This is a genomic window from Serratia ficaria (assembly GCF_900187015.1).
Lineage (GTDB): Bacteria > Pseudomonadota > Gammaproteobacteria > Enterobacterales > Enterobacteriaceae > Serratia > Serratia ficaria.
On the sequence record NZ_LT906479.1, the window covers coordinates 769,584 to 792,459 of the forward strand.

General features: G+C 60.2%; 17 protein-coding genes. 15 read left to right on the plus strand and 2 right to left on the minus strand.

What is annotated here, in order from left to right:
* Positions 1–133 precede the first annotated feature (133 nt).
* The 4 genes from dnaK to nhaR all read left to right on the plus strand — a co-directional run bounded on the left by dnaK (position 134) and on the right by nhaR (position 5,784).
* On the plus strand, positions 134–2,047 hold the full coding sequence (gene dnaK / locus CKW09_RS03610) for a molecular chaperone DnaK (RefSeq protein WP_061794905.1): 1,914 nt from the start codon (positions 134–136) through the stop codon (positions 2,045–2,047).
* A 106-nt stretch (positions 2,048–2,153) separates the two neighbouring features.
* The gene (dnaJ, locus tag CKW09_RS03615) at positions 2,154–3,281 is read left to right on the plus strand and encodes a molecular chaperone DnaJ (protein WP_095095700.1); all 1,128 of its coding nucleotides are present in this window, start codon (positions 2,154–2,156) and stop codon (positions 3,279–3,281) included.
* A 240-nt stretch (positions 3,282–3,521) separates the two neighbouring features.
* Positions 3,522–4,688, plus strand: a complete 1,167-nt coding sequence (nhaA, locus tag CKW09_RS03620; protein ID WP_095095703.1) for a Na+/H+ antiporter NhaA — start codon at positions 3,522–3,524, stop codon at positions 4,686–4,688.
* A gap of 196 nt (positions 4,689–4,884) precedes the next feature.
* The gene (nhaR, locus tag CKW09_RS03625; RefSeq protein WP_061794908.1) at positions 4,885–5,784 is read left to right on the plus strand and encodes a transcriptional activator NhaR; all 900 of its coding nucleotides are present in this window, start codon (positions 4,885–4,887) and stop codon (positions 5,782–5,784) included.
* A 71-nt stretch (positions 5,785–5,855) separates the two neighbouring features.
* On the opposite strand, the gene rpsT is transcribed toward nhaR, so the two are convergent.
* Positions 5,856–6,119, minus strand: coding sequence for a 30S ribosomal protein S20 (rpsT, locus tag CKW09_RS03630; protein ID WP_061794909.1), 264 nt, complete (start codon positions 6,117–6,119; stop codon positions 5,856–5,858).
* Between the two features lie 390 nt (positions 6,120–6,509).
* On the opposite strand from rpsT, the gene ribF reads away from it, so the two are divergent.
* The 5 genes from ribF to ispH all read left to right on the plus strand — a co-directional run bounded on the left by ribF (position 6,510) and on the right by ispH (position 12,245).
* Positions 6,510–7,448, plus strand: a complete 939-nt coding sequence (gene ribF / locus CKW09_RS03635) for a bifunctional riboflavin kinase/FAD synthetase (RefSeq protein ID WP_061794910.1) — start codon at positions 6,510–6,512, stop codon at positions 7,446–7,448.
* A gap of 65 nt (positions 7,449–7,513) precedes the next feature.
* Positions 7,514–10,330: an isoleucine--tRNA ligase gene (gene ileS / locus CKW09_RS03640; protein WP_061794911.1), complete on the plus strand. Its 2,817-nt coding sequence runs from the start codon at positions 7,514–7,516 to the stop codon at positions 10,328–10,330.
* On the plus strand, positions 10,330–10,839 hold the full coding sequence (gene lspA, locus CKW09_RS03645; RefSeq protein ID WP_061794912.1) for a signal peptidase II: 510 nt from the start codon (positions 10,330–10,332) through the stop codon (positions 10,837–10,839). Before ileS ends, lspA begins: the two co-directional genes overlap by 1 nt.
* A gap of 1 nt (position 10,840) precedes the next feature.
* The gene (gene fkpB / locus CKW09_RS03650; RefSeq protein WP_061794913.1) at positions 10,841–11,311 is read left to right on the plus strand and encodes an FKBP-type peptidyl-prolyl cis-trans isomerase; all 471 of its coding nucleotides are present in this window, start codon (positions 10,841–10,843) and stop codon (positions 11,309–11,311) included.
* Positions 11,292–12,245: a 4-hydroxy-3-methylbut-2-enyl diphosphate reductase gene (gene ispH / locus CKW09_RS03655; RefSeq protein ID WP_061794914.1), complete on the plus strand. Its 954-nt coding sequence runs from the start codon at positions 11,292–11,294 to the stop codon at positions 12,243–12,245. Before fkpB ends, ispH begins: the two co-directional genes overlap by 20 nt.
* Before the next feature lie 279 nt (positions 12,246–12,524).
* Here the strand turns inward: ispH and CKW09_RS03660 are convergent, their stop codons facing one another.
* Positions 12,525–13,388: a LysR family transcriptional regulator gene (locus tag CKW09_RS03660; RefSeq protein WP_231922121.1), complete on the minus strand. Its 864-nt coding sequence runs from the start codon at positions 13,386–13,388 to the stop codon at positions 12,525–12,527.
* Between the two features lie 256 nt (positions 13,389–13,644).
* Here CKW09_RS03660 and pvcA point away from each other — a divergent pair, with 256 nt between their 5' ends.
* The 6 genes from pvcA (at position 13,645) to carB (ending at position 22,783) form a co-directional block, all read left to right on the plus strand.
* Positions 13,645–14,601, plus strand: coding sequence for an L-tyrosine isonitrile synthase (pvcA, locus tag CKW09_RS03665; RefSeq protein WP_061794916.1), 957 nt, complete (start codon positions 13,645–13,647; stop codon positions 14,599–14,601).
* Positions 14,602–14,692: 91 nt separating this feature from the next.
* The gene (locus CKW09_RS03670; protein ID WP_061794917.1) at positions 14,693–15,556 is read left to right on the plus strand and encodes a TauD/TfdA dioxygenase family protein; all 864 of its coding nucleotides are present in this window, start codon (positions 14,693–14,695) and stop codon (positions 15,554–15,556) included.
* A 24-nt stretch (positions 15,557–15,580) separates the two neighbouring features.
* Positions 15,581–16,840: a glycosyltransferase gene (locus tag CKW09_RS03675; protein ID WP_095095707.1), complete on the plus strand. Its 1,260-nt coding sequence runs from the start codon at positions 15,581–15,583 to the stop codon at positions 16,838–16,840.
* Between the two features lie 262 nt (positions 16,841–17,102).
* Entirely contained in the window at positions 17,103–17,924 is an 822-nt protein-coding gene (gene dapB / locus CKW09_RS03680; RefSeq protein WP_061794919.1) for a 4-hydroxy-tetrahydrodipicolinate reductase, read from the plus strand.
* A 470-nt stretch (positions 17,925–18,394) separates the two neighbouring features.
* Positions 18,395–19,543 carry a glutamine-hydrolyzing carbamoyl-phosphate synthase small subunit gene (gene carA / locus CKW09_RS03685; RefSeq protein ID WP_073970226.1) on the plus strand — a complete coding sequence of 383 codons (1,149 nt, stop codon included), beginning with the start codon at positions 18,395–18,397 and terminating at the stop codon, positions 19,541–19,543.
* Between the two features lie 15 nt (positions 19,544–19,558).
* Entirely contained in the window at positions 19,559–22,783 is a 3,225-nt protein-coding gene (carB, locus tag CKW09_RS03690; RefSeq protein ID WP_061794921.1) for a carbamoyl-phosphate synthase large subunit, read from the plus strand.
* Positions 22,784–22,876: the final 93 nt, after the last annotated feature.

A 22,876-nucleotide genomic window follows, 5' to 3' on the forward strand; every position in this document is an offset into this window, starting at 1 on the left:
GCCCCATCTTATTTGCAACCGCAGTTGCTAACCGCGGGTAAGACTGAAATATCGGGCAGTTGAAAAGCAAAAAATCGCCCGCATATAGGTTAGCAACCTGACCGATTATGAATTTATTAGTGGAGACGTTTAGATGGGCAAAATTATTGGTATCGACCTGGGTACTACCAACTCTTGCGTAGCAATTATGGATGGTGCCAAGGCACGCGTGCTGGAAAACGCCGAGGGCGACCGCACCACTCCTTCTATTATCGCCTATACCCAAGACGGTGAGATTCTGGTTGGCCAGCCGGCTAAGCGTCAGGCTGTGACTAACCCGCAGAACACGCTGTTCGCGATCAAACGCCTGATTGGCCGTCGCTTCCAGGATGAAGAAGCGCAGCGCGATAAAGGCATCATGCCGTACAAAATTATCGAGGCCGACAACGGCGACGCCTGGCTGGAAGTGAAAGGCCAGAAAATGGCACCGCCGCAGATCTCTGCCGAAGTGCTGAAGAAAATGAAGAAAACGGCTGAAGATTACCTGGGCGAACCGGTAACCGAAGCGGTTATCACCGTACCTGCTTACTTCAACGACGCACAGCGTCAGGCGACCAAAGACGCCGGCCGTATCGCAGGTCTGGAAGTAAAACGCATCATCAACGAACCGACCGCTGCGGCCCTGGCTTACGGCCTGGACAAAGAAGTCGGCAACCGCACCATCGCGGTTTATGACCTGGGCGGCGGTACTTTCGATATCTCCATCATCGAAATCGACGACGTTGACGGCGAAAAAACCTTCGAAGTGCTGGCGACCAACGGTGATACCCACCTGGGTGGCGAAGACTTCGACAGCCGCCTGATCAACTATCTGGTGGAAGAGTTCAAGAAAGAGCAAGGCATCGATCTGCGCAACGATCCGCTGGCGATGCAGCGTCTGAAAGAAGCCGCCGAGAAAGCGAAGATCGAACTGTCTTCCGCTCAGCAGACCGACGTTAACCTGCCGTACATCACTGCAGACGCGACCGGTCCAAAACACATGAACATCAAAGTGACCCGTGCGAAACTCGAGTCGCTGGTTGAAGATCTGGTTGCGCGCTCCATCGAGCCGCTGAAAGTGGCGCTGAAAGACGCAGGCCTGTCGGTTTCCGACATTCAGGACGTGATCCTGGTCGGCGGCCAGACCCGTATGCCAATGGTACAGAAGAAAGTCGCTGACTTCTTCGGCAAAGAACCGCGTAAAGACGTTAACCCGGACGAAGCGGTTGCCGTAGGCGCTGCGGTGCAGGGCGGCGTGTTGGCCGGTGATGTGAAGGACGTTCTGCTGCTGGACGTTACCCCGCTGTCGCTGGGTATCGAAACCATGGGCAGCGTGATGACGCCGCTGATCACCAAAAACACCACCATCCCGACCAAGCACAGCCAGGTGTTCTCTACCGCTGAAGACAACCAGTCTGCGGTAACCATCCACGTGCTGCAGGGTGAGCGCAAGCGCGCCAACGACAACAAGTCTCTGGGCCAGTTCAACCTGGACGGCATCCAGGCTGCACCGCGCGGCATGGCGCAGATCGAAGTGACCTTCGATATCGATGCCGACGGCATCCTGCACGTGTCCGCCAAAGACAAGAACACCGGCCGCGAGCAGAAGATCACCATCAAGGCGTCTTCCGGCCTGAACGAAGAAGAAATCCAGAAAATGGTGCGCGACGCCGAGCTGAACGCCGAGTCTGACCGCAAGTTCGAAGAGCTGGTGCAGACCCGCAACCAGGCGGATCACCTGATCCACGGCACCCGTAAGCAGCTGGAAGAAGCAGGCGACAAACTGCCGGCGGAAGACAAAACGGCTATCGAAGCGGCGCTGAAAGATCTGGAAACCGCGGTGAAAGGCGAAGATAAAGCCGAGATCGAAGCGAAGACCCAGGCGCTGGTGCAGGTGTCCGGCAAGCTGCTGGAAATGGCTCAGGCGCAGCAGGCTCAGCAAGGCGCTGACGCCGGTGCCGACAACGCGGCGCAGAAAGACGACGACGTGGTTGACGCCGAGTTCGAAGAAGTTAAAGACAAAAAATAATCGCCCTTAAGCGGGCACGGGGCGGCCGCGAGGCCGCCACCGGAAACCAGCACGGGCGTCGAGGCAACTCTACGCCCGTGCACGCATGTTAAGGGTAAGCAAAAGAATGGCCAAGAAAGACTATTACGAGATTCTCGGCGTCAGCAAAACGGCGGATGAACGCGAGATAAAAAAGGCGTATAAACGCCTGGCGATGAAATACCATCCTGACCGTAACCAGGAAAAAGACGCCGAGAGTCAATTTAAAGAGATCAAGGAAGCGTATGAAGTCCTGACCGACGATCAGAAGCGCGCGGCCTACGATCAATACGGGCACGCGGCCTTTGAGCAAGGCGGCATGGGCGGCGGCGGCTTCGGCGGCGGCGGCGCTGACTTCAGCGATATCTTTGGCGACGTGTTTGGCGACATCTTCGGCGGGGGTCGCCGTCAGCGCGCCAGCCGCGGTTCCGATCTGCGCTATAACATGGAGCTGTCCCTCGAGGAAGCGGTGCGTGGCGTCACCAAAGAGATCCGCATCCCGACGCTGGAAGAGTGCGACGTCTGCCACGGCAGCGGCGCCAAGCCCGGCAGTTCGCCGGTGACCTGTCCGACCTGCCACGGTCAGGGCCAGGTGCAGATGCGCCAGGGCTTCTTTACCGTACAGCAGGCTTGTCCGCACTGTCACGGTCGCGGCCAGATAATCAAAGACCCGTGCAACAAATGCCACGGCCACGGCCGGGTAGAAAAAGCCAAAACGCTGTCGGTGAAAATCCCGGCAGGCGTGGATACCGGCGACCGCATCCGCCTGGCGGGTGAGGGCGAAGCGGGCGAGCACGGCGCGCCGGCTGGCGATCTGTACGTACAGGTCCAGGTGAAGGCTCACCCGATCTTCGAGCGTGAAGGCAACAACCTGTACTGCGAAGTGCCGATCAACTTCGCCATGGCGGCGTTGGGCGGCGAGATTGAAGTGCCGACGCTGGACGGCCGGGTGAAGCTGAAAGTGCCTGCGGAAACCCAGACCGGCAAGCTGTTCCGCATGCGCGGCAAGGGCGTTAAATCGGTGCGCGGCGGCAGCCAGGGCGACTTGCTGTGCCGCGTGGTGGTGGAAACCCCGGTTAATCTGAACGACAAGCAGAAGCAGTTGTTGAAAGAGCTGGAAGAAAGCCTCGGAGGCCCGTCCGGTGACAAGAACAGCCCGCGCTCGAAGAGCTTCTTCGACGGGGTGAAAAAGTTCTTTGACGACCTGACGCGCTAAGCTGCTGTTTCTGTTGGCGCACTCTGGCAACCCCGGGCTTTTGACCCGGGGTTTTTATTGGGTTGCGGTCAGGATTTTCGCCAAGGCGATAATGTGACTTATACAGCAAACAGATCGGTTTTGACGAGCCATTTAGCATTTATAAACGTATTTTATCGAAGTGAAACGCCGTCTATACTCAATCCATTGTTTTGCATGCGGGGGCCGAGAAACCCCCGTTCAAATCTGGAGAGACGTATTGTGACCAACATTATTCGTCAATTTTTACGTCAGGAAGCCGCCGGCGGCGTCATTCTGATCCTGGCGGCGATCGTCGCCCTGATCATGGCCAATACGCCGGTGCAGGGAATTTACCACGCCTTCCTGAACCTGCCGGTGATGGTGAAAATCTCCTCGCTGGAAATCGCCAAGCCGCTGCTGCTGTGGATCAACGATGGCCTGATGGCAGTCTTCTTCCTGGTGGTGGGGCTGGAGGTCAAGCGTGAGCTGATGCAGGGCTCGCTGGCCGGGCGCGACAAGGCGGTATTCCCGGCGATCGCCGCGCTGGGCGGCATGCTGGCGCCGGCGTTGATCTACCTGCTGTTCAACGGCGCGGACGAGGTTACCCGCCAGGGCTGGGCGATCCCGGCCGCAACCGACATCGCCTTTGCGCTGGGCGTGATGGCGCTGCTGGGCAACCGGGTGCCGACCAGCCTGAAAGTGTTTCTGCTGGCGCTGGCGATTATCGACGACCTGGGCGTGATTGTGATTATCGCGCTGTTCTATACCCATGAGGTGTCGCTGGCGGCGCTGGGCGTGGCGGCGGCGGCCATTGCGCTGCTGGGGCTGATGAACTGGCGCGGGGTGGGCAAAACCTCGCTGTATATGATGGTCGGGCTGGTGCTGTGGGTGGCGATCCTCAAATCCGGGGTGCACGCGACGCTGGCCGGGGTGATCGTCGGCTTTATGATCCCGCTGAAGGTGAAGAAAGGCCCTTCGCCGTCCGAGACGCTGGAGCATGAGCTGCACCCCTGGGTGGCGTTCATGATCCTGCCGCTGTTCGCCTTCGCCAACGCCGGCGTTTCCCTGCAGGGCGTGTCGCTGGACGGGCTGACCTCGCTGTTGCCGATGGGCATCGCGGCCGGTTTGTTTATCGGCAAGCCGCTGGGCATCTTCATCTTCAGCCTGCTGGCGGTGAAGATAGGCATTGCCCGGCTGCCGGAAGGCATCGGCTTCAAACAGGTGTTTGCCGTTTCCGTGCTCTGTGGTATTGGTTTCACCATGTCGATTTTCATCGCTTCGCTGGCGTTCGGCGATGCGGATGCCGCGCTCGGCACCTATTCCCGTCTGGGGATCCTGCTGGGCTCCACCGCGGCGGCGGTGGTCGGCTATGGCTTGCTGCGCATGTCGTTGCCGCGGGTCAGATAACGCTTTTCGGGCTATCCCCGACGAAGGAAAAAACAATACAATGGCTGGTCGGAGCTGTGCAGTGTAAAATATGTGCAGCGCCGGCCGTTCCGTGTGGGGACTAATGGGGCTGCACGTTGTCTGAAACAGGGAAAGGAAGTTTGTCGCTCGTCACGGCAGAACGTCTGTCGATGCGAAACGTTAAGGAGAGCCGCTCGTGAGGATGTCGCATATCAACTTTAATCACCTTTACTACTTCTGGCAGGTTTGCAAGGAAGGCTCGGTGGTGGGCGCCGCCGAAGCGCTGTTCCTGACGCCGCAGACCATCACCGGCCAGATCAAGGCGCTGGAGGAGCGTTTGGACGGCAAGCTGTTCAAACGGCAGGGGCGCGGGCTGGTGCCGTCAGAGCTGGGGCAGCTGGTTTTCCGTTACGCCGATAAAATGTTCATGCTCAGCCAGGAAATGTTGGATATCGTCAATTATCGCAAGGAGTCCAACCTGCTGTTCGACGTCGGGGTGGCGGATGCGTTGTCCAAACGGCTGGTCAGCCAGGTGCTGGAAACCGCGGTGGTGGTGGACAACGAGCAAATTCACCTGCGCTGCTTCGAATCGACCCACGAGATGCTGCTGGAGCAGCTCAGCCAGCATAAGCTGGATATGATCCTGTCGGATTGCCCGGTGGATTCCAGCCAGCAAGAGGGGCTGTTCTCGTTGAAGCTGGGGGAGTGCGGCATCAGCTTCTTCTGTCGCCAGCCGGCGCCGGATTTGCCGTTCCCCGCCTGCCTGGAGCAGCGCAAGCTGCTGATCCCCGGCCGCCGCTCGATGCTGGGGCGCAAGCTGCTCAACTGGTTCAACACCCAGGGCATCCAGGTGGAGATCCTGGGCGAGTTCGACGATGCGGCGCTGATGAAGGCCTTCGGCATGTACCACAACGCGATCTTCGTGGCGCCGACGCTGTATGCGCAGGATACCTATAACGATGACAACGTGGTGGAGATCGGGCGGATTGATAGCGTGCAGGAAGAGTACTACATCATCTTTGCCGAGCGCATGATCCAGCATCCGGCGGTGCAGCGGGTGTGCAACAAGGACTTTTCGGCGCTGTTTTCCTGCTAGCCTGGCGGCAAACGCAGGATATAAAAAAACCGGCCTAGGCCGGTTTTTTTACCAAGCAGATAACGAAATGCTTATTGCATTGCGTTGATGCGTGCAGTCAGGTTTGACTTATGACGCGCTGCTTTGTTTTTGTGGATCAGACCTTTAGCTGCCTGACGGTCCACAAGTGGTTGCATTACCAGGAATGCGGTTTGTGCTGCTTCTTTGTCGCCAGCTGCGATAGCTGTGTCTACCTTCTTGATGAAGGTACGCACCATTGAGCGACGGCTAGCGTTATGCTTGCGGCGTTTCTCAGACTGTACGGCGCGTTTCTTAGCTGATTTGATATTAGCCAAGGTCCAACTCCCAAATATATTCTATTGAGGACAATTCAAAGGCCGAGGAATATGCCCTTTTAGCCTTCGTTTGTCAATGGATTTGTGCAAATAAGCGCCGTTTGTACGGGCGGCACTTGCTACGTTGTGATGGCGCAGGATTTTACCAGCTTCGGTCATGGGAATACAGTGTTTCGCGAGAAAATTCACCAATGATTTGCCGCGATGAGCGCAAGCCGTTGGCGGCGGTCGATTATCGGCGGCGGGACGCGGGATAAACTGCGGCGAAGCCGTTTCACCCGCAGATTATCTCCGGTATGGTATGTCTATTACATAAAGGCACCAATCGCGGGTTAACCTTACCGGCTGTACAAGGTATAATCCGCCGATTTCCACTGTTTTGAGCCAGCTATGCAGCTAATTCGCGGCATCCATAATATCCGGGCGCGCCACCATGGTTGCGTGCTCACCATCGGCAACTTTGACGGCGTACACCGCGGTCATCAGGCGTTGCTGGAGCAGCTGAAGCAAGAGGGGCAACGCCTCGGGCTGCCGGTGATGGTCATGATCTTTGAGCCGCAACCGCTGGAAATGTTCGCAGCGGACAAGGCGCCGGCCCGTCTCACGCGCTTGCGTGACAAGGCCAAATACCTGGCGCAGGCGGGGGTAGACTACCTGCTGTGCGTCAAGTTTGATCCGCGTTTCGCCGCCAACACCGCACAGGCGTTCGTCGCCGAGCTGCTGGTGGAAAAACTCGGCGTGAAATTCCTGATGGTCGGGGATGATTTTCGCTTTGGCGCAGGCCGCCAGGGCGATTTTCCGCTATTGCAGCAGGCCGGAAAAGAGTACGGCTTCGAGGTGGTCAGCACGCCGACCTTCCGCGAAGGCGATCGGCGCATCAGCAGCACCGCGATCCGCAATGCGCTGCGCGACGACGACCTGCCGCTGGCGGAAAATCTGCTGGGCCATCCGTACAGCATCTCTGGCCGGGTCGTGCACGGCGACGAACTGGGCCGCACCATCGGCTTTCCTACCGCCAACCTGCCGCTGAAGCGCCTGGTTGCGCCGGTGAAGGGGGTGTATGCGGTGGAGGTGTACGGCCTGGGGGCCGATCCGCTCCCGGGCGTGGCCAATATCGGCACGCGCCCGACCGTTGCCGGCGTGCGCCAGCAGCTGGAAGTGCATCTGCTGGATGTCACGATGGATCTTTACGGGCGCCATATTGACGTGGTGCTCCGCGCGAAATTGCGCAATGAACAGCGTTTTGCTTCGCTCGATGCCCTGAAGCAGCAAATCGCCAATGATGTGGTGACGGCCCGGAAGTTCTTCGGGTTAAAAACACTGGTTTAATCGTTTACCCCGAGCACGCTGAGCCGTGCGACGGGTAAATAGCCGAAAACGGAAACGAGAATCTCATGAGTGACTACAAGAATACCCTGAACTTGCCGGAAACAGGGTTCCCGATGCGCGGCGATCTGGCCAAGCGCGAACCTGGCATGCTGCAACGTTGGTATGAACAGGATCTGTACGGGATGATTCGTACTGCCAAAAAGGGCAAAAAATCCTTCATTCTGCATGACGGCCCTCCGTATGCGAACGGCAGCATCCACATCGGTCACTCGGTTAACAAGATTCTCAAAGACGTTATCATCAAGTCGAAAGGGATGGCCGGCTTCGACTCGCCTTACGTTCCGGGCTGGGACTGCCACGGTCTGCCGATCGAACTGAAGGTTGAGCAGCTGTACGGCAAGCCGGGCGAGAAGCTGAGCGCGGCCGAATTCCGCCAGAAATGCCGCGAATACGCCGCCGAGCAGGTTGAAGGCCAGAAGAAAGACTTCATCCGCCTGGGCGTGCTGGGCGACTGGGATCGCCCGTACCTGACCATGGACTTCAAAACCGAAGCCAACATCATCCGCGCGCTGGGCAAGATCATCAGCAACGGCCACCTGCTGAAAGGCGCCAAGCCGGTGCACTGGTGTACCGACTGCGGCTCTTCGCTGGCCGAAGCGGAAGTCGAGTACTACGACAAAACGTCGCCGTCGATCGACGTCACCTTCCATGCGGCCGACGCGGCCGCGGTGGCGGCCAAGTTTGGCGTGAGCCACTTCAGCGGCGCCATCTCGCTGGTGATCTGGACCACCACCCCGTGGACCCTGCCGGCCAACCGCGCCATCTCGCTGCATCCGGAATTCAGCTATCAGCTGGTGCAGGTGGACGGCCAATGCCTGATCCTGGCGGCCGAGCTGGTGGAGAGCGTGATGAAACGCGCCGGCATCACCGAATGGACGGTGCTGGGCAGCTGCAAGGGCGCGGATCTGGAGCTGCTGCGCTTCCGGCACCCGTTCATGGATTTCGACGTGCCGGCCATCATGGGCGAGCACGTGACGCTGGATGCCGGCACCGGTGCGGTGCATACCGCCGGCGGCCACGGCCCGGACGACTTCGTGATCAGCCAGAAATACGGTCTGGAGATCGCCAATCCGGTGGGGCCGAACGGCTGCTACCTGACCGGCACGCATCCGCTGCTGGACGGCAAGTTCGTGTTCAAGGCCAATGACTCGATCGTGGAGCTGCTGCGCGAGCAAGGCGCGCTGCTGCACGTGGAAAAAATGGTGCACAGCTACCCATGCTGCTGGCGCCACAAGACGCCGATCATCTTCCGCGCCACGCCGCAATGGTTCATCAGCATGGACCAAAAGGGCCTGCGTCAACAGTCGCTGGAAGAGATCAAGGGCGTGCAGTGGATCCCGGACTGGGGCCAGGCGCGCATCGAAATGATGGTGGCCAACCGCCCGGACTGGTGCATCTCGCGTCAGCGCACCTGGGGCGTGCCGATGTCGCTGTTCGTGCACAAAGACACCGAGCAGCTGCACCCGCGCAGCGTCGAGCTGATGGAAGAAGTGGCCAAGCGCGTTGAGCAGGAAGGCATTCAGGCCTGGTGGGATCTGGACGCCGCCGATATCCTCGGCGCGGACGCCGCCGACTACGTGAAAGTGCCCGACACCCTCGACGTGTGGTTCGACTCCGGTTCGACCCACGCCTCGGTGGTCGACGTGCGCCCCGAGTTCAACGGTCATGGCGCCGACATGTATCTGGAAGGCTCCGACCAACACCGCGGCTGGTTCATGTCATCGCTGATGATCTCCACCGCCATGAAGGGCAAGGCGCCTTACAAGGAAGTGCTGACCCACGGCTTCACCGTCGACGGCCAGGGCCGCAAGATGTCCAAGTCGATCGGCAACACCATCAGTCCGCAGGACGTGATGAACAAGCTGGGCGGCGACATTCTGCGCCTGTGGGTGGCGTCGACCGATTACACCGGCGAAATCGCGGTGTCCGACGAGATCCTCAAGCGCTCCGCAGATTCTTACCGCCGTATCCGCAACACCGCGCGTTTCCTGCTGGCCAACCTGAACGGGTTTGAGCCAGGCACCGACTGCGTGGCGCCGGAAGACATGGTGGTGTTGGATCGCTGGGCGGTCGGCCGCGCGCTGGCGGCGCAGCGGGATATCGAGCAGGCTTACGCCAGCTACGACTTCCACGAAGTGGTGCAGCGCCTGATGCAGTTCTGCTCGGTCGAGATGGGTTCCTTCTACCTGGATATCATCAAGGATCGCCAGTACACCGCGAAGAGCGACAGCGTCGCGCGCCGCAGCTGCCAGACCGCGCTGTACCACATCGCGGAAGCGCTGGTGCGCTGGATGGCGCCGATCATGTCGTTCACCGCCGATGAAATCTGGGGCTTCCTGCCGGGCAAACGCGCGCAGTACGTGTTCACCGAAGAGTGGTACGACGGCCTGTTCGGGCTGGCGGAAGGCGAAAGCATGAACGACGCCTACTGGGCCGAGCTGCTGAAAGTGCGCGGCGAAGTGAACAAGGTGCTGGAGCAGGCGCGCGCCGACAAACGCCTCGGCGGTTCGCTGGAAGCGGCGGTAACGCTGTACGCCGACGGCGAGCTGGCTGCGCGTCTGAACAGCCTGCAGGACGAGCTGCGCTTCGTGCTGCTGACTTCCGCGGCGCGCGTCGCGCCTTTGGCCGATGCGCCGGCGGACGCACAGACCGCGGAATCGCTGAAAGGCCTGAAAATCGCCTTCGGCACCGCTGAAGGTGAGAAGTGCCCGCGCTGCTGGCATTACACCACCGATATCGGCCTGGTGGCGGAACACGCAGACCTCTGCGGCCGCTGTGTGACCAACGTAGCCGGCGACGGCGAAAAGCGTAAGTTTGCCTGATGAGTAAACCAATCTGTTCGACCGGCCTGCGCTGGCTGTGGCTGGTGCTGGTGGTGCTGGTGCTGGATTTCGCCAGCAAGCAGTGGATCCTCGGTAACTTTGTGCTGGGCCAGTCCCAGCCATTGATCCCGTCGTTCAACCTGTTTTATGCGCGCAACTACGGCGCGGCGTTCAGCTTCCTGGCCGATCACGGCGGCTGGCAGCGCTGGTTCTTCGCCGGCATCGCCGTCGCCATCGTGGCGGTGCTGCTGGTGATGATGTACCGCAGCAGCGCGCAGCAGAAGCTGAACAACATCGCCTATGCTTTCATCATCGGCGGCGCGCTCGGCAATCTGTTCGATCGTCTGTGGCATGGCTTCGTGGTCGACTTTATCGACTTCTACGTCGGCAACTGGCATTACCCGACCTTCAACCTGGCGGACAGCTTTATCTGCGTCGGGGCGGCGATGATCGTGTTGGAAGGTTTCCTGTCGCCGGCGAACAAAGGCGCAAAGAGTAAAGGTGAGTAATATGACGGCTCAGGTTATCGGTGACAGCGCAGTGCTGGTTCACTTTACGCTGAAACTGGAAGACGGTTCGACCGCCGAATCCACCCGCAGCAGCGGCAAGCCGGCGCTGTTCCGGCTGGGCGACGGCAGCCTGTCGGCGCCGCTGGAAGCGCAGCTGCTCGGCCTGCGCGCCGGCGACAAATGCGCCTTTACGCTGCAGCCGGAAGCGGCGTTCGGCGCGGAGAACCCGGATCTGATCCAGTTCTTTTCGCGCCGCGACTTCGCCGAAACCGGCGTGCCGGACGTCGGCACCATCATGCTGTTTACCGCCATCGACGGCAGCGAAATGCCGGGCGTGGTGCGTGAAGTGGCGGAAGAGTCGATTACCGTTGATTTCAACCATCCGCTGGCGGGCCATCCGGTCACCTTCGATATCGAAGTGCTGGAGATCGATCCGCAGCAGGAGGAGACGCATGCAAATATTGCTGGCTAACCCGCGCGGCTTCTGCGCCGGGGTTGATCGTGCGATCAGTATCGTCGAGCGCGCGCTGGAGATTTACGGCGCGCCTATCTACGTGCGGCATGAGGTGGTGCACAACCGCTACGTGGTCGACAGCTTGCGCGAGCGCGGCGCGGTATTTATCGAAGAGATCGCCGAAGTGCCGGACGGGTCGATTCTGATCTTCTCGGCGCACGGGGTGTCGCAGGCGGTGCGCGCCGAAGCCAAGGCGCGCGATCTGACCATGCTGTTCGACGCCACCTGTCCGCTGGTGACCAAGGTGCATATGGAAGTGGCGCGCGCCAGCCGGCGCGGCACAGAAGCCATCCTGATCGGCCATGCCGGCCATCCGGAAGTGGAAGGCACCATGGGCCAGTACAGCAACCCGAAGGGCGGCATGTACCTGGTTGAGTCGCCGGAAGACGTCTGGCAGCTGCAGGTGAAGGACGAAAGCAACCTGTGCTTTATGACCCAAACCACGCTGTCGGTGGATGACACTTCCGACGTGATCGACGCCCTGCGTCAGCGTTTCCCGAGCATTATCGGGCCGCGCAAGGACGACATCTGTTACGCCACCACCAACCGTCAGGAAGCGGTGCGCAACCTGGCCGGCGATGCGGATGTGGTGCTGGTGGTCGGTTCGAAGAACTCGTCGAATTCCAATCGCCTGGCGGAACTGGCCCAGCGCGTCGGCAAGCCGGCTTATCTGATCGACTCCGCGGCGGACATTCAGGAAGCCTGGCTGAGCAACGCGCGCAACATCGGCGTTACCGCCGGGGCGTCGGCGCCCGACGTGCTGGTGCAGGACGTCATCAGCCGCCTGAAGGCGCTGGGCGGCGTAGACGTGCATGAAATCAGCGGCCGTGAAGAGAACATCGTGTTTGAAGTGCCGAAAGAGCTGCGTGTGGATATCAGGCAGGTCGAGTGAGCGGATCAACCCGCTGTTGCAACGGGGAGCCTTGGCTCCCCGTTTTACGTTTGGCGGCAGGCAGGCGGGAGAAAAACCCTATTCATTATGATATTCAAATTTTCTGCTAATTTAAGTTAAATTTATTCTGAGTATTTGAATTAAAATCGGAAAATTAATTATATGAGCGAAGGTAAAGTCATTAATATAAATATCATTAGTCTGCGATCTAAATAAATGCTGGCGTTGGCACGTTAAAAACAATAATTACAAAACCTGATGTTGCAGATGTTTCTTATTTTATTTGGCGTAAGGATGGTCTAAAGCGCTCAATCCTTTTTCTTGTAAATAAACCTTCATGTGTTCCAACAGGCGCCGAACCTTTAATGGCTGGATCTCACGACGCGGCATAATCGCGTAGCAATTAATTTCCGGCAATCGCCAGTCGGGCAACACCTCGATCAACTCGCCATTGCGCAATTCACGCTCGACGTTGGCGAAGAAATTACGAATGATGCCTTTGCCGGCCAGGGCCAATTCTTTCATCGCCATGCCGTTATTGGTAAACAGGCGGCCGGTCAGGCGCAGCCGGTGTTCACCGCCGTCCTGATGGAGCAGGCGCACAAACTGCGGATTGCCCAACGGGGTGAAGGTGACCCACTGATGGCGCAGCAACGCCTGCGGCTGATCCGGCACGCCATGGCTGTTCAGATAGGCCGGCGAGGCGCACAGCACTTCGCGAAAGCGCGCCAGGCGGGTGGAGACGTAGCTGGAATCGGCCAGCACCCCGCCGCGGATCGCCAGATCGATGCGTTGGCCAATCAGGTCGATCTTTTCATCGTGGATCTCCAGCCGCAGCGTGAGGCGCGGGTGTTCATCGAGGAAGCTTTGCAGCGCCGGCACCAGGTAATGGGTGGCGAACTCGGTAGAGGTCGCTACGCGCAGCTCGCCCACCAGTTCACCGCGCAGTGCGGCAATGCGCTGCTGGCCGCGTTCGGCGGCGTGGATCATCAGCAGACAGTCTTCATAAAAGCACAGTCCGGCCTCGGTCAGGCTCAGCGAGCGCGTGGAGCGCAACAACAATTGAATGCCCAGGTGATTCTCCAGCTGGCGGATATGCTGGCTGACGGCGGAAGTGGTAATGCCCAATTCTTTTGCCGCCATGCTGAACGCGCCGCAATCGACAACTTTTGAGAAAATGGCCATGCGTTTTAGAATATTACTCATAGTTTGTTAAGCACAACTTAACCAAGATTGTAAATTATATGGGCTAATAATATAGCACCATCTCTTCTATATTGCCTGAAGCATATAAACCGCGGGTTAGCCATTATTTTTATTCGCCGGATTTCTTCTTTTTGAAAAGTCTCATTGCGTTTATTCATAATGCAGCCGCGCCGCATCGCAACAGGAGCTAATTGTGGACAGCACCCCTATAGATAAAATAGCGTCAAAAATCCTGCATGAGTTATTGCAATACCGTCGGCGTTTTCCCGGCGATGAAACGCCGATTGCCGAACAGGAACGGCAGGTCACCCAGGTGCAATTACCGCGTATTCGGGCATTTATTGAAAATGACCGGCGCATTGAATTTGTGCTGCCGGCGTTTCCAACCAAATCGCCCAACACCCATAAAGTGATCGGCGCGATGCCGGACATGGCGGAGCGGCTGTCGTTGATCTTCCTCAACTCTCTCTGCCAGCGCATTCAGCTTTATTACCCGCCGGGCGCGCACATTGTGATCTGTTCCGACGGCCATGTGTTCGGCGATCTGATCCGCGTCGGCGACGACGCCATCAACCGTTATCAACGCGCGATAGAAAACCTGCTGCACGAGGTGGGGGCCACGCATCTGAGCCTGTTCAACCTGGGGGACGTCGAAGGGCTGGCGGAGCATACCGATGACTGCGATCTGTTGCGCCAGCTGCTGGTGAGCGGCTATGCCGAGCCGGAGGAGACGATCAAACAGCGGCTGATGCAGGATGAGCAGGGACTGATGCTGTACCGCGCCATCACCCGCTTCCTGTACGAAGACAGCCAACTGCCGGGCTACAGCGGCTCCAACGCCGCTCTGCAGAAAGACGCCAAGCGGCGAGCCTGCGGCGTGATCCAGCGCAGCTGGGCCTGGGGCAATCTGCTGGCGCAGCATTTCCCGGCGGCGATCCGGCTGTCGATCCACCCGCAGCCCGCCGATAGCCTGAAAATGGGCATCCACATGATGCCGACCAAAGACGACTGGCTGACGCCGTGGCACGGCGTGGCGGCCAATGTCAACGGCCAGTTTGTGCTGATGAAGCGCAAAGACGCGCAGCAGCTGGCCGGCGAGCTGGTGGAAATTCGCGGCGAACCCAGCCATTACCGGATCGAACAGCCGTAAGCGGCCTGATTTGCTCCCGCAACCCTGGCGGGCGCGTTTTTAACGGCACCGTTGCCCTGTGAGCAGCCCATTCGATGCAAGGAGAACCACCATGAACCACCCACCGCTCAATTGCCATATCCAGCTGAACGCCCCGTTTGGCGCCATACTGACCCCGCAACACCCCGGGCAGCAGATAGCCTCCCTGCCGGTGGCGGCGCTGCGCGCGCTGGCGCAACAGCACCATCTGCTGGTGCTGCGCGGCTTCAGTTCGGGGTTTGACGATCCGCAGGTATTGACCCGCTACGCCGATCTGTGGGGCGAAATCATGATGTGGCCGTTCGGCGCGGTGCTGGACGTGAAGGAGCATCCGGACGCCAAAGACCATATCTTCGACAGCAGCTACGTGCCGCTGCACTGGGACGGCATGTACAAGCCGACCGTTCCGGAATTTCAGCTGTTCCACTGCGTGGCGGCGCCGTCGCAGGACGAAGGCGGGCGCACCACCTTCGTCGACACCACCCGGCTGCTGGCCAATGCGGACGAGGCGCTGCTGGCCCTGTGGCGGGCGGTGTCGATCACCTACCGCATCAAGCAGGTGGTGCACTACGGCGGCGAGGTGCATTCACCGCTGGTGGTGGAGCACCCGAACGGCAGGGGGCGGATCATGCGCTACAATGAACCGCCGACGGAGGGCAAAAAGTTCCTCAATCAGCATGCGCTGGAATACCACGGCGTGCCGGCGGAGCAGCAGGAGGAGTTCCATCATACCCTGCAGCAACATCTGTACGATCCGCGTCATTACTACGCCCATCAATGGCGGCAGGGCGACGTGGTGGTGGCGGACAACTTCTCGCTGCTGCACGGCCGCGAGGGCTTCACCGCCCGCTCCGCCCGCCACCTGCAGCGCGTGCATATTCAGAGCAACCCGGTGTGCGCCAATCCGGCGCTGAAGCCGGCCAACGCAGAGGCTTAAAGGACGCTTATGGCAAGGATACTGATGGCGGCGGTCGCCACCCCCGGGCACGTTTACCCGATGCTGAGCATCGCCCGCTACCTGATTGCGCAAGGGCATCGGGTGCGGGTCATGACCGGCGCGCTGTTCCGCGAACGCGCCGAGGCGGCGGGCGCGCAGTTTGTGCCCTTCGACGCGCTGGTGGATTTCGATTACCGCCACCTGGAGCGGCACTTCCCCGAGCGCGCCGCGCTGCCGCCGGGCAATGCGCAAATGGCGCTGGCGTTGAAAGACTTCTTCGCCGCGCCGATCCCGCTGCTGGACCGCCAGCTGCGCGCGGCGATCGCCGCCGAGGCGACCGATCTGCTGATGGTGGAGAACTGCTTCTACGGCGTGCTGCCGCTGCTGCAGTCGAGCGGGCGGCCGCCGGTGTTCGGCATCGGCGTCACGCCGCTGTCGTATTCATCGCGCGATTCTGTCTTCTACGGGCCGCGTATTCCGCCGGCGCTGCTGCCGCAGGACCTGCGCCGCGAGCAGCTGGTGGACGAAGCGACCCAGCGGCTGATTGACCAGGTGCAGCACGGCTTCAATGCCGCGCTGGCGCAGGCGGGGGGGCGACCGTTGCACCGCCAGTTCACCGATGAGCTGATCGGCGGCTGCGAGCGTTTCCTGCAGCTGTCGACCGGCGCGCTGGAGTACCCGCGTGACGATCTGCCGCCCGGGGTGCGCCTGGTCGGTCCGCTGCGCGGCGGCGGCCAGCCGGCGGTTGAGGATATCGACTGGGAGCCGGCCGACGATCGGCCGCTGGTGATCGTCACGCAGGGCACCCTGGCCAACGTGGATCTGCATCAGCTGATCGTTCCCGCGCTGAACGCGCTGGCGCAGTTGCCGGTGAGGGTGTTGGCCACCACCGGCGGCCGGGCGACCGAGGGCTTGATGGACTCGCTGCCCGACAACGCCAGAGTGCGGGAGTTTATCTCTTTCGAACGCTGGCTGCCGGAGGCGGCGCTGTTGATCACCAACGGCGGCTACGGCTCGATCAACTACGCGCTGGACCACGGCGTGCCGCTGATTGTCGCCGGCACCGGCGAGGATAAGCCGGAGGCGGCTATGCGGGTGGTGGCGGCCGGTTGCGGCATCAACCTGCACACCAGCCACCCGGACCGCGCCCAGCTGCAGGCGGCGGCAAGCCGCATTTTGCGGCAGCCGGCCTATCGGCAGCGTGCGGCGCTGGTGCGTGACGACTTTGCCCGCCACGACGCGCTGGCGGCTATCGCCACCGAAGTGGCCGCCATCACGGCGTAACCGCTGTTAGCCGCAGCCCCAGGCGCCGTTCGCGGCGCCTTTTTTATGCTTTTTTTCTGCATGGAAACTGCATGATTATGTACAATCGTCTCAGGCAGCTCGGCTGGCTGAATGTTAACCCATTGACAGCGTTGCTGATGAAAATCGGGGGATATCATAATTTTCTAATTATGAAATGAATCCTCTGGCGATGGTCAGGTGGGGCAGTTACCCTGAGGAATAAGCCTGCAGGGATAGGCGTTAAATCAACAAGAGAGCAAGCATGACTGATTCACATATCCGCATTGCGATTGCGGGCGCCGGCGGCCGCATGGGGCGCCAATTGATCCAGGCGGTGCAGCAGGCGGAAGGCGTAGTGCTGGGCGCGGCGCTGTCGCGCCCGGGGTCCAGCCTGATCGGCGTCGACGCCGGTGAACTGGCGGGCATCGGCGCGGTGGGCGTTACCGTCAGCGACGGCCTGGACCAGGTGGCGAATGACTTCGATATCCTGATCGACTTCACCCGGCCGGAAAGCACCCTGGGCTATCTGGATTTCTGCGTGGCGCATCGCAAGGCGATGGTGATCGGCACCACCGGCTTCGACGACGCCGGCAAACAGGCGATCCGCGATGCGGCGCAGCATATCGGTATCGTGTTCGCCGCCAACTTCAGCGTGGGCGTCAACCTGGTGTTGAAGCTGCTGGAGAAGGCCGCACAGGTGATGGGCGACTACACCGATATCGAAATTGTTGAAGCGCACCACCGCCACAAGGTGGATGCCCCGTCAGGCACGGCGTTGGCGATGGGCGAAGCGATCGCCGGCGCGCTGGGGCGCAACCTGAAAGACTGCGCGGTTTATGCGCGTGAAGGCCACACCGGCGAACGCGATCCGAAGAGCATCGGCTTCGCCACCATTCGCGCCGGGGATATCGTCGGCGAGCATACCGCGATGTTCGCCGATATCGGCGAGCGGGTGGAAATCACGCATAAAGCCTCCAGCCGCATGACTTTTGCCAGCGGCGCGGTCAAGGCGGCCTCTTGGCTGCATGGCCATGATAAAGGTCTGTTTGATATGCGAGACGTGCTCAATCTTGACCGGTTATAATTAATCTGAATACCATCGTGATGTGGTTATATTAATCATAATGCTATGATAATAGGACAATAATTTTATTGTCCTTTTTTTTAACATCAAAAACACCAATCTTATTTTACTTTCGCAGTGTAAGTCTTGTTTTCGTGTGTTTAAGTTGGCTTTGCACGCCTTTTTTCGCGCGAGAGTTATTTTTTAACCTTGTTTTAGCCCGTCAGGCCGCAAATTTCTGTCATTGTGTCTCGCAACCGTTTACCAACCCAAGTTTAGCTGTGTTTTTATGGCTGCTGAGCCCATTAAACCGCGAAAACTGCAAAAATAAGAGAAAAAATGGCGCTTTGGGTAGACAAGGCAGGCACTCATCATTAAAATGCGCCCAATTTGCCAAAAATTGGCCTCGCGGACGGTTTTTGCATTGATTTAGATCGCGATATCTGAATTAATATGCAAATATTGTGATTGATTATTCCTCGGAGGGTGTTTTGATTAAGTCAGCGCTATTGGTTCTGGAAGACGGAACCCAATTCCACGGTCGGGCCATCGGGGCAGAGGGTACGGCAGTGGGGGAAGTGGTCTTCAATACGTCGATGACCGGCTATCAAGAAATCCTCACTGATCCTTCCTACTCCCGCCAGATCGTTACTCTTACTTATCCTCATATCGGCAATGTCGGCACCAATGCTTCCGACGAAGAATCCTCCGCCGTTCACGCCCAAGGCCTTGTCATTCGCGACCTCCCACTGATTGCCAGCAACTACCGCAACGAAGAAGGCCTGTCCGAATACCTCAAGCGCCATAACATCGTGGCGATCGCCGATATCGATACCCGCAAGCTGACCCGTCTGCTGCGCGAGAAGGGCGCCCAGAACGGCTGCATCATCGCCGCCGACTCGCCGGACGCCGCGCTGGCGCTGGCCAAGGCGCAGGGCTTCCCTGGCCTGAAAGGCATGGATTTGGCGAAGGAAGTGACCACCCAGGAGTCTTACAGCTGGCAGCAGGGCAGCTGGACGCTTGAAGGCGAGCTGCCGGAAGCCAAAACCGCCGAGGAACTGCCGTTCCACGTGGTGGCCTACGATTACGGCGCCAAGCGCAACATCCTGCGCATGCTGGTGGATCGCGGCTGCCGCCTGACGGTAGTGCCGGCGCAGACCCCGGCTGACGATGTCTTGAAGATGGCGCCGGACGGCATCTTCCTGTCCAACGGCCCGGGCGACCCGGAGCCGTGCGACTACGCCATCGCCGCTATCAAGCAGTTCCTGGAGACCGACATTCCGGTGTTCGGCATCTGCCTGGGCCACCAGCTGCTGGCGTTGGCCAGCGGGGCGAAAACCGTGAAGATGAAGCTCGGCCACCACGGCGGCAACCACCCGGTCAAAGATCTGGACAACAGCACCGTGATGATCACCGCGCAGAACCACGGCTTCGCGGTAGACGAGAACAACCTGCCGGCCAACCTGCGGGTGACGCACAAATCGCTGTTCGACCATACGGTGCAGGGCATCCACCGCACCGACAAGGCGGCGTTCAGCTTCCAGGGCCACCCGGAAGCCAGCCCCGGCCCGCACGACGCGGCGCCGTTGTTCGATCACTTTATCGAACTGATTGAGACTTACCGTTCTAACGCCAAATAATCAGGAGCAAAAAAAATGCCAAAACGTACCGATATAAAAAGCATCCTGATCCTCGGCGCTGGCCCGATCGTCATCGGCCAGGCGTGTGAGTTCGACTACTCGGGTGCCCAGGCCTGTAAAGCGCTGCGCGAAGAGGGTTACCGCGTCATTCTGGTCAACTCCAACCCGGCCACCATCATGACCGACCCGGAAATGGCCGATGCCACCTACATCGAACCTATCCACTGGGAAGTGGTGCGCAAGATCATCGAGAAAGAGCGCCCGGACGCGGTGCTGCCGACCATGGGCGGCCAGACGGCGCTGAACTGCGCGCTGGAGCTGGAGCGCCAGGGCGTGCTGGCCGAGTTCGGCGTGACCATGATCGGCGCCACCGCCGATGCGATCGATAAAGCCGAAGACCGCCGCCGTTTCGACGTGGCGATGAAGAAGATCGGCCTGGATACCGCGCGTTCCGGCATCGCCCATACCATGGAAGAAGCGCTGGCGGTGGCCGCCGACGTCGGCTTCCCGTGCATCATCCGCCCTTCCTTTACCATGGGCGGCACCGGCGGCGGCATCGCCTACAACCGCGAAGAGTTCGAAGAAATCTGCGAGCGCGGCCTCGACCTGTCGCCGACCAAAGAGCTGCTGATCGACGAATCGCTGATCGGCTGGAAAGAGTACGAGATGGAAGTGGTGCGCGATAAAAACGACAACTGCATCATCGTCTGCTCGATCGAAAACTTCGACGCCATGGGCATCCACACCGGCGACTCGATCACCGTGGCGCCGGCTCAGACCCTGACCGACAAAGAATATCAAATCATGCGTAACGCCTCGATGGCGGTGCTGCGTGAAATCGGCGTGGAAACCGGCGGCTCCAACGTGCAGTTCTCGGTCAACCCGAAAACCGGCCGCCTGATCGTCATCGAAATGAACCCGCGGGTGTCGCGTTCTTCGGCGCTGGCGTCGAAAGCCACCGGCTTCCCGATCGCCAAGATCGCCGCCAAGCTGGCGGTGGGCTACACCCTCGACGAACTGATGAACGACATCACCGGCGGCCGCACCCCGGCGTCGTTCGAACCGTCCATCGACTACGTGGTAACGAAAATCCCTCGCTTCAACTTCGAGAAATTCGCCGGCGCCAACGACCGCCTGACCACCCAGATGAAATCGGTCGGCGAAGTGATGGCCATCGGCCGCACCCAGCAGGAGTCGCTGCAGAAAGCGCTGCGCGGCCTGGAAGTGGGCGCCACCGGCTTCGACCCGAAAGTGAGTCTGGACGACCCGGAAGCGCTGACCAAAATTCGCCGCGAACTGAAAGACGCCGGCTCCGACCGCATCTGGTACATCGCCGACGCCTTCCGCGCCGGCCTGTCGGTCGACGGCGTGTTCAACCTGACCAACGTCGACCGCTGGTTCCTGGTGCAGATTGAAGAGCTGGTGCGCCTGGAAGAGCAGGTGGCCGAGGCCGGCATCAACGGCCTGACGCCGGAATTCCTGCGCACCCTGAAGCGCAAGGGCTTCGCCGATGCGCGCCTGGCCAAGCTGGCCGGCGTCGCCGAAAGCGAAATCCGCAAGCTGCGCCACGGTTACGGTCTGCACCCGGTTTACAAGCGCGTGGACACCTGCGCGGCGGAATTCGCCACCGACACCGCCTACATGTATTCCACCTATGAAGAAGAGTGCGAATCCAACCCGACCAACGACCGCCCGAAAGTGATGGTGCTGGGCGGCGGTCCGAACCGTATCGGCCAGGGCATCGAATTCGACTATTGCTGCGTGCACGCCTCGCTGGCGCTGCGCGAAGACGGTTACGAGACCATTATGGTCAACTGCAACCCGGAAACCGTCTCTACCGACTACGACACCTCGGACCGTCTGTACTTCGAGCCGGTGACGCTGGAAGACGTGCTGGAAATCGTGCGCATCGAGAAGCCGAAGGGCGTGATCGTGCAGTACGGCGGCCAGACCCCGCTGAAGCTGGCGCGCGAGCTGGAAGCCGCAGGCGTGCCGATCATCGGCACCAGCCCGGACGCCATCGACCGCGCCGAAGACCGCGAGCGCTTCCAGCAGGCGGTCAACCGCCTGGGCCTGAAGCAGCCGGCCAACGCCACCGTCACCGCCATCGAGCAGGCGGTAGAGAAAGCGGCCGGCATCGGTTATCCGCTGGTGGTGCGCCCTTCCTACGTGCTGGGCGGCCGGGCGATGGAAATCGTCTACGACGAAGTCGACCTGCGCCGTTACTTCCAGAATGCGGTCAGCGTATCCAACGACGCGCCGGTGTTGCTGGACCGCTTCCTGGATGACGCGGTGGAAGTGGACGTCGACGCCATCTGCGACGGCGAGCGCGTGCTGATTGGCGGCATCATGGAACACATCGAGCAGGCGGGCGTGCACTCCGGCGACTCCGCCTGTTCGCTGCCGGCTTACACCCTGAGCAAAGAAATTCAGGACGTGATGCGTCAGCAGGTTGAGAAACTGGCGTTCGAGCTGCAGGTGCGCGGTCTGATGAACGTGCAGTTCGCGGTGAAGAACAACGAAGTTTACCTGATTGAAGTCAACCCGCGCGCCGCGCGCACCGTGCCGTTCGTCTCCAAAGCCACCGGCGTGCCGCTGGCCAAGGTCGCCGCCCGGGTGATGGCGGGCAAAACGCTGGCCGAGCAGGGCGTGACAGAAGAGGTTATCCCGCCGTACTACTCGGTGAAGGAAGTGGTGCTGCCGTTCAACAAGTTCCCGGGCGTCGACCCGATCCTGGGGCCGGAAATGCGCTCCACCGGGGAAGTGATGGGCGTGGGCCGCACCTTCGCCGAAGCCTTCTCCAAAGCGATGCTCGGCAGCCAGTCCGGCATGAAGAAACAGGGCCGCGCGCTGCTGTCGGTACGCGAAGGCGACAAGGCGCGGGTGGTGGATCTGGCCGCCAGCCTGTTGAAGCAGGGCTTCGAGCTGGATGCGACCCACGGCACCGCGGTGGTGCTGGGCGAGGCGGGCATCAACCCGCGCCTGGTCAACAAGGTGCATGAAGGTCGTCCGCACATTCAGGACCGCATCAAAAACGGCGAGTACACCTACATCGTCAACACCACGGCCGGTCGGCAGGCGATTGAAGACTCCAAGCTGATTCGCCGCAGCGCGTTGCAGTACAAGGTGCACTACGACACCACGCTGAACGGCGGCTTCGCCACCGCGATGGCGTTGAAGGCCGACCCGACCGAGCAGGTGACGTCGGTGCAGGAAATGCACGCGCGCATCGGCAAGTAACATCGCCATGCCGTGACGCCAGAGGGCGCTGCAATGCAGCGCCCTTTTTTTATCTTATTCAGCTAATTTGTTGCCACGCATTAAAAATTTCCG

What these genes read in the sequence shown, in the direction of transcription:
- ileS (WP_061794911.1), top strand. Translation starts at nt 7,514, where the DNA reads ATGAGTGACTACAAGAATACCCTGAACTTGCCGGAAACAGGGTTCCCG.
- ispH (WP_061794914.1), top strand. Translation starts at nt 11,292, where the DNA reads ATGCAAATATTGCTGGCTAACCCGCGCGGCTTCTGCGCCGGGGTTGAT.
- carB (WP_061794921.1), top strand. Translation starts at nt 19,559, where the DNA reads ATGCCAAAACGTACCGATATAAAAAGCATCCTGATCCTCGGCGCTGGC.
- fkpB (WP_061794913.1), top strand. Translation starts at nt 10,841, where the DNA reads ATGACGGCTCAGGTTATCGGTGACAGCGCAGTGCTGGTTCACTTTACG.
- dapB (WP_061794919.1), top strand. Translation starts at nt 17,103, where the DNA reads ATGACTGATTCACATATCCGCATTGCGATTGCGGGCGCCGGCGGCCGC.
- CKW09_RS03660 (WP_231922121.1), bottom strand. Translation starts at nt 13,388, where the DNA reads ATGGCGGCAAAAGAATTGGGCATTACCACTTCCGCCGTCAGCCAGCAT.
- dnaJ (WP_095095700.1), top strand. Translation starts at nt 2,154, where the DNA reads ATGGCCAAGAAAGACTATTACGAGATTCTCGGCGTCAGCAAAACGGCG.
- dnaK (WP_061794905.1), top strand. Translation starts at nt 134, where the DNA reads ATGGGCAAAATTATTGGTATCGACCTGGGTACTACCAACTCTTGCGTA.
- CKW09_RS03675 (WP_095095707.1), top strand. Translation starts at nt 15,581, where the DNA reads ATGGCGGCGGTCGCCACCCCCGGGCACGTTTACCCGATGCTGAGCATC.
- ribF (WP_061794910.1), top strand. Translation starts at nt 6,510, where the DNA reads ATGCAGCTAATTCGCGGCATCCATAATATCCGGGCGCGCCACCATGGT.
- CKW09_RS03670 (WP_061794917.1), top strand. Translation starts at nt 14,693, where the DNA reads ATGAACCACCCACCGCTCAATTGCCATATCCAGCTGAACGCCCCGTTT.
- lspA (WP_061794912.1), top strand. Translation starts at nt 10,330, where the DNA reads ATGAGTAAACCAATCTGTTCGACCGGCCTGCGCTGGCTGTGGCTGGTG.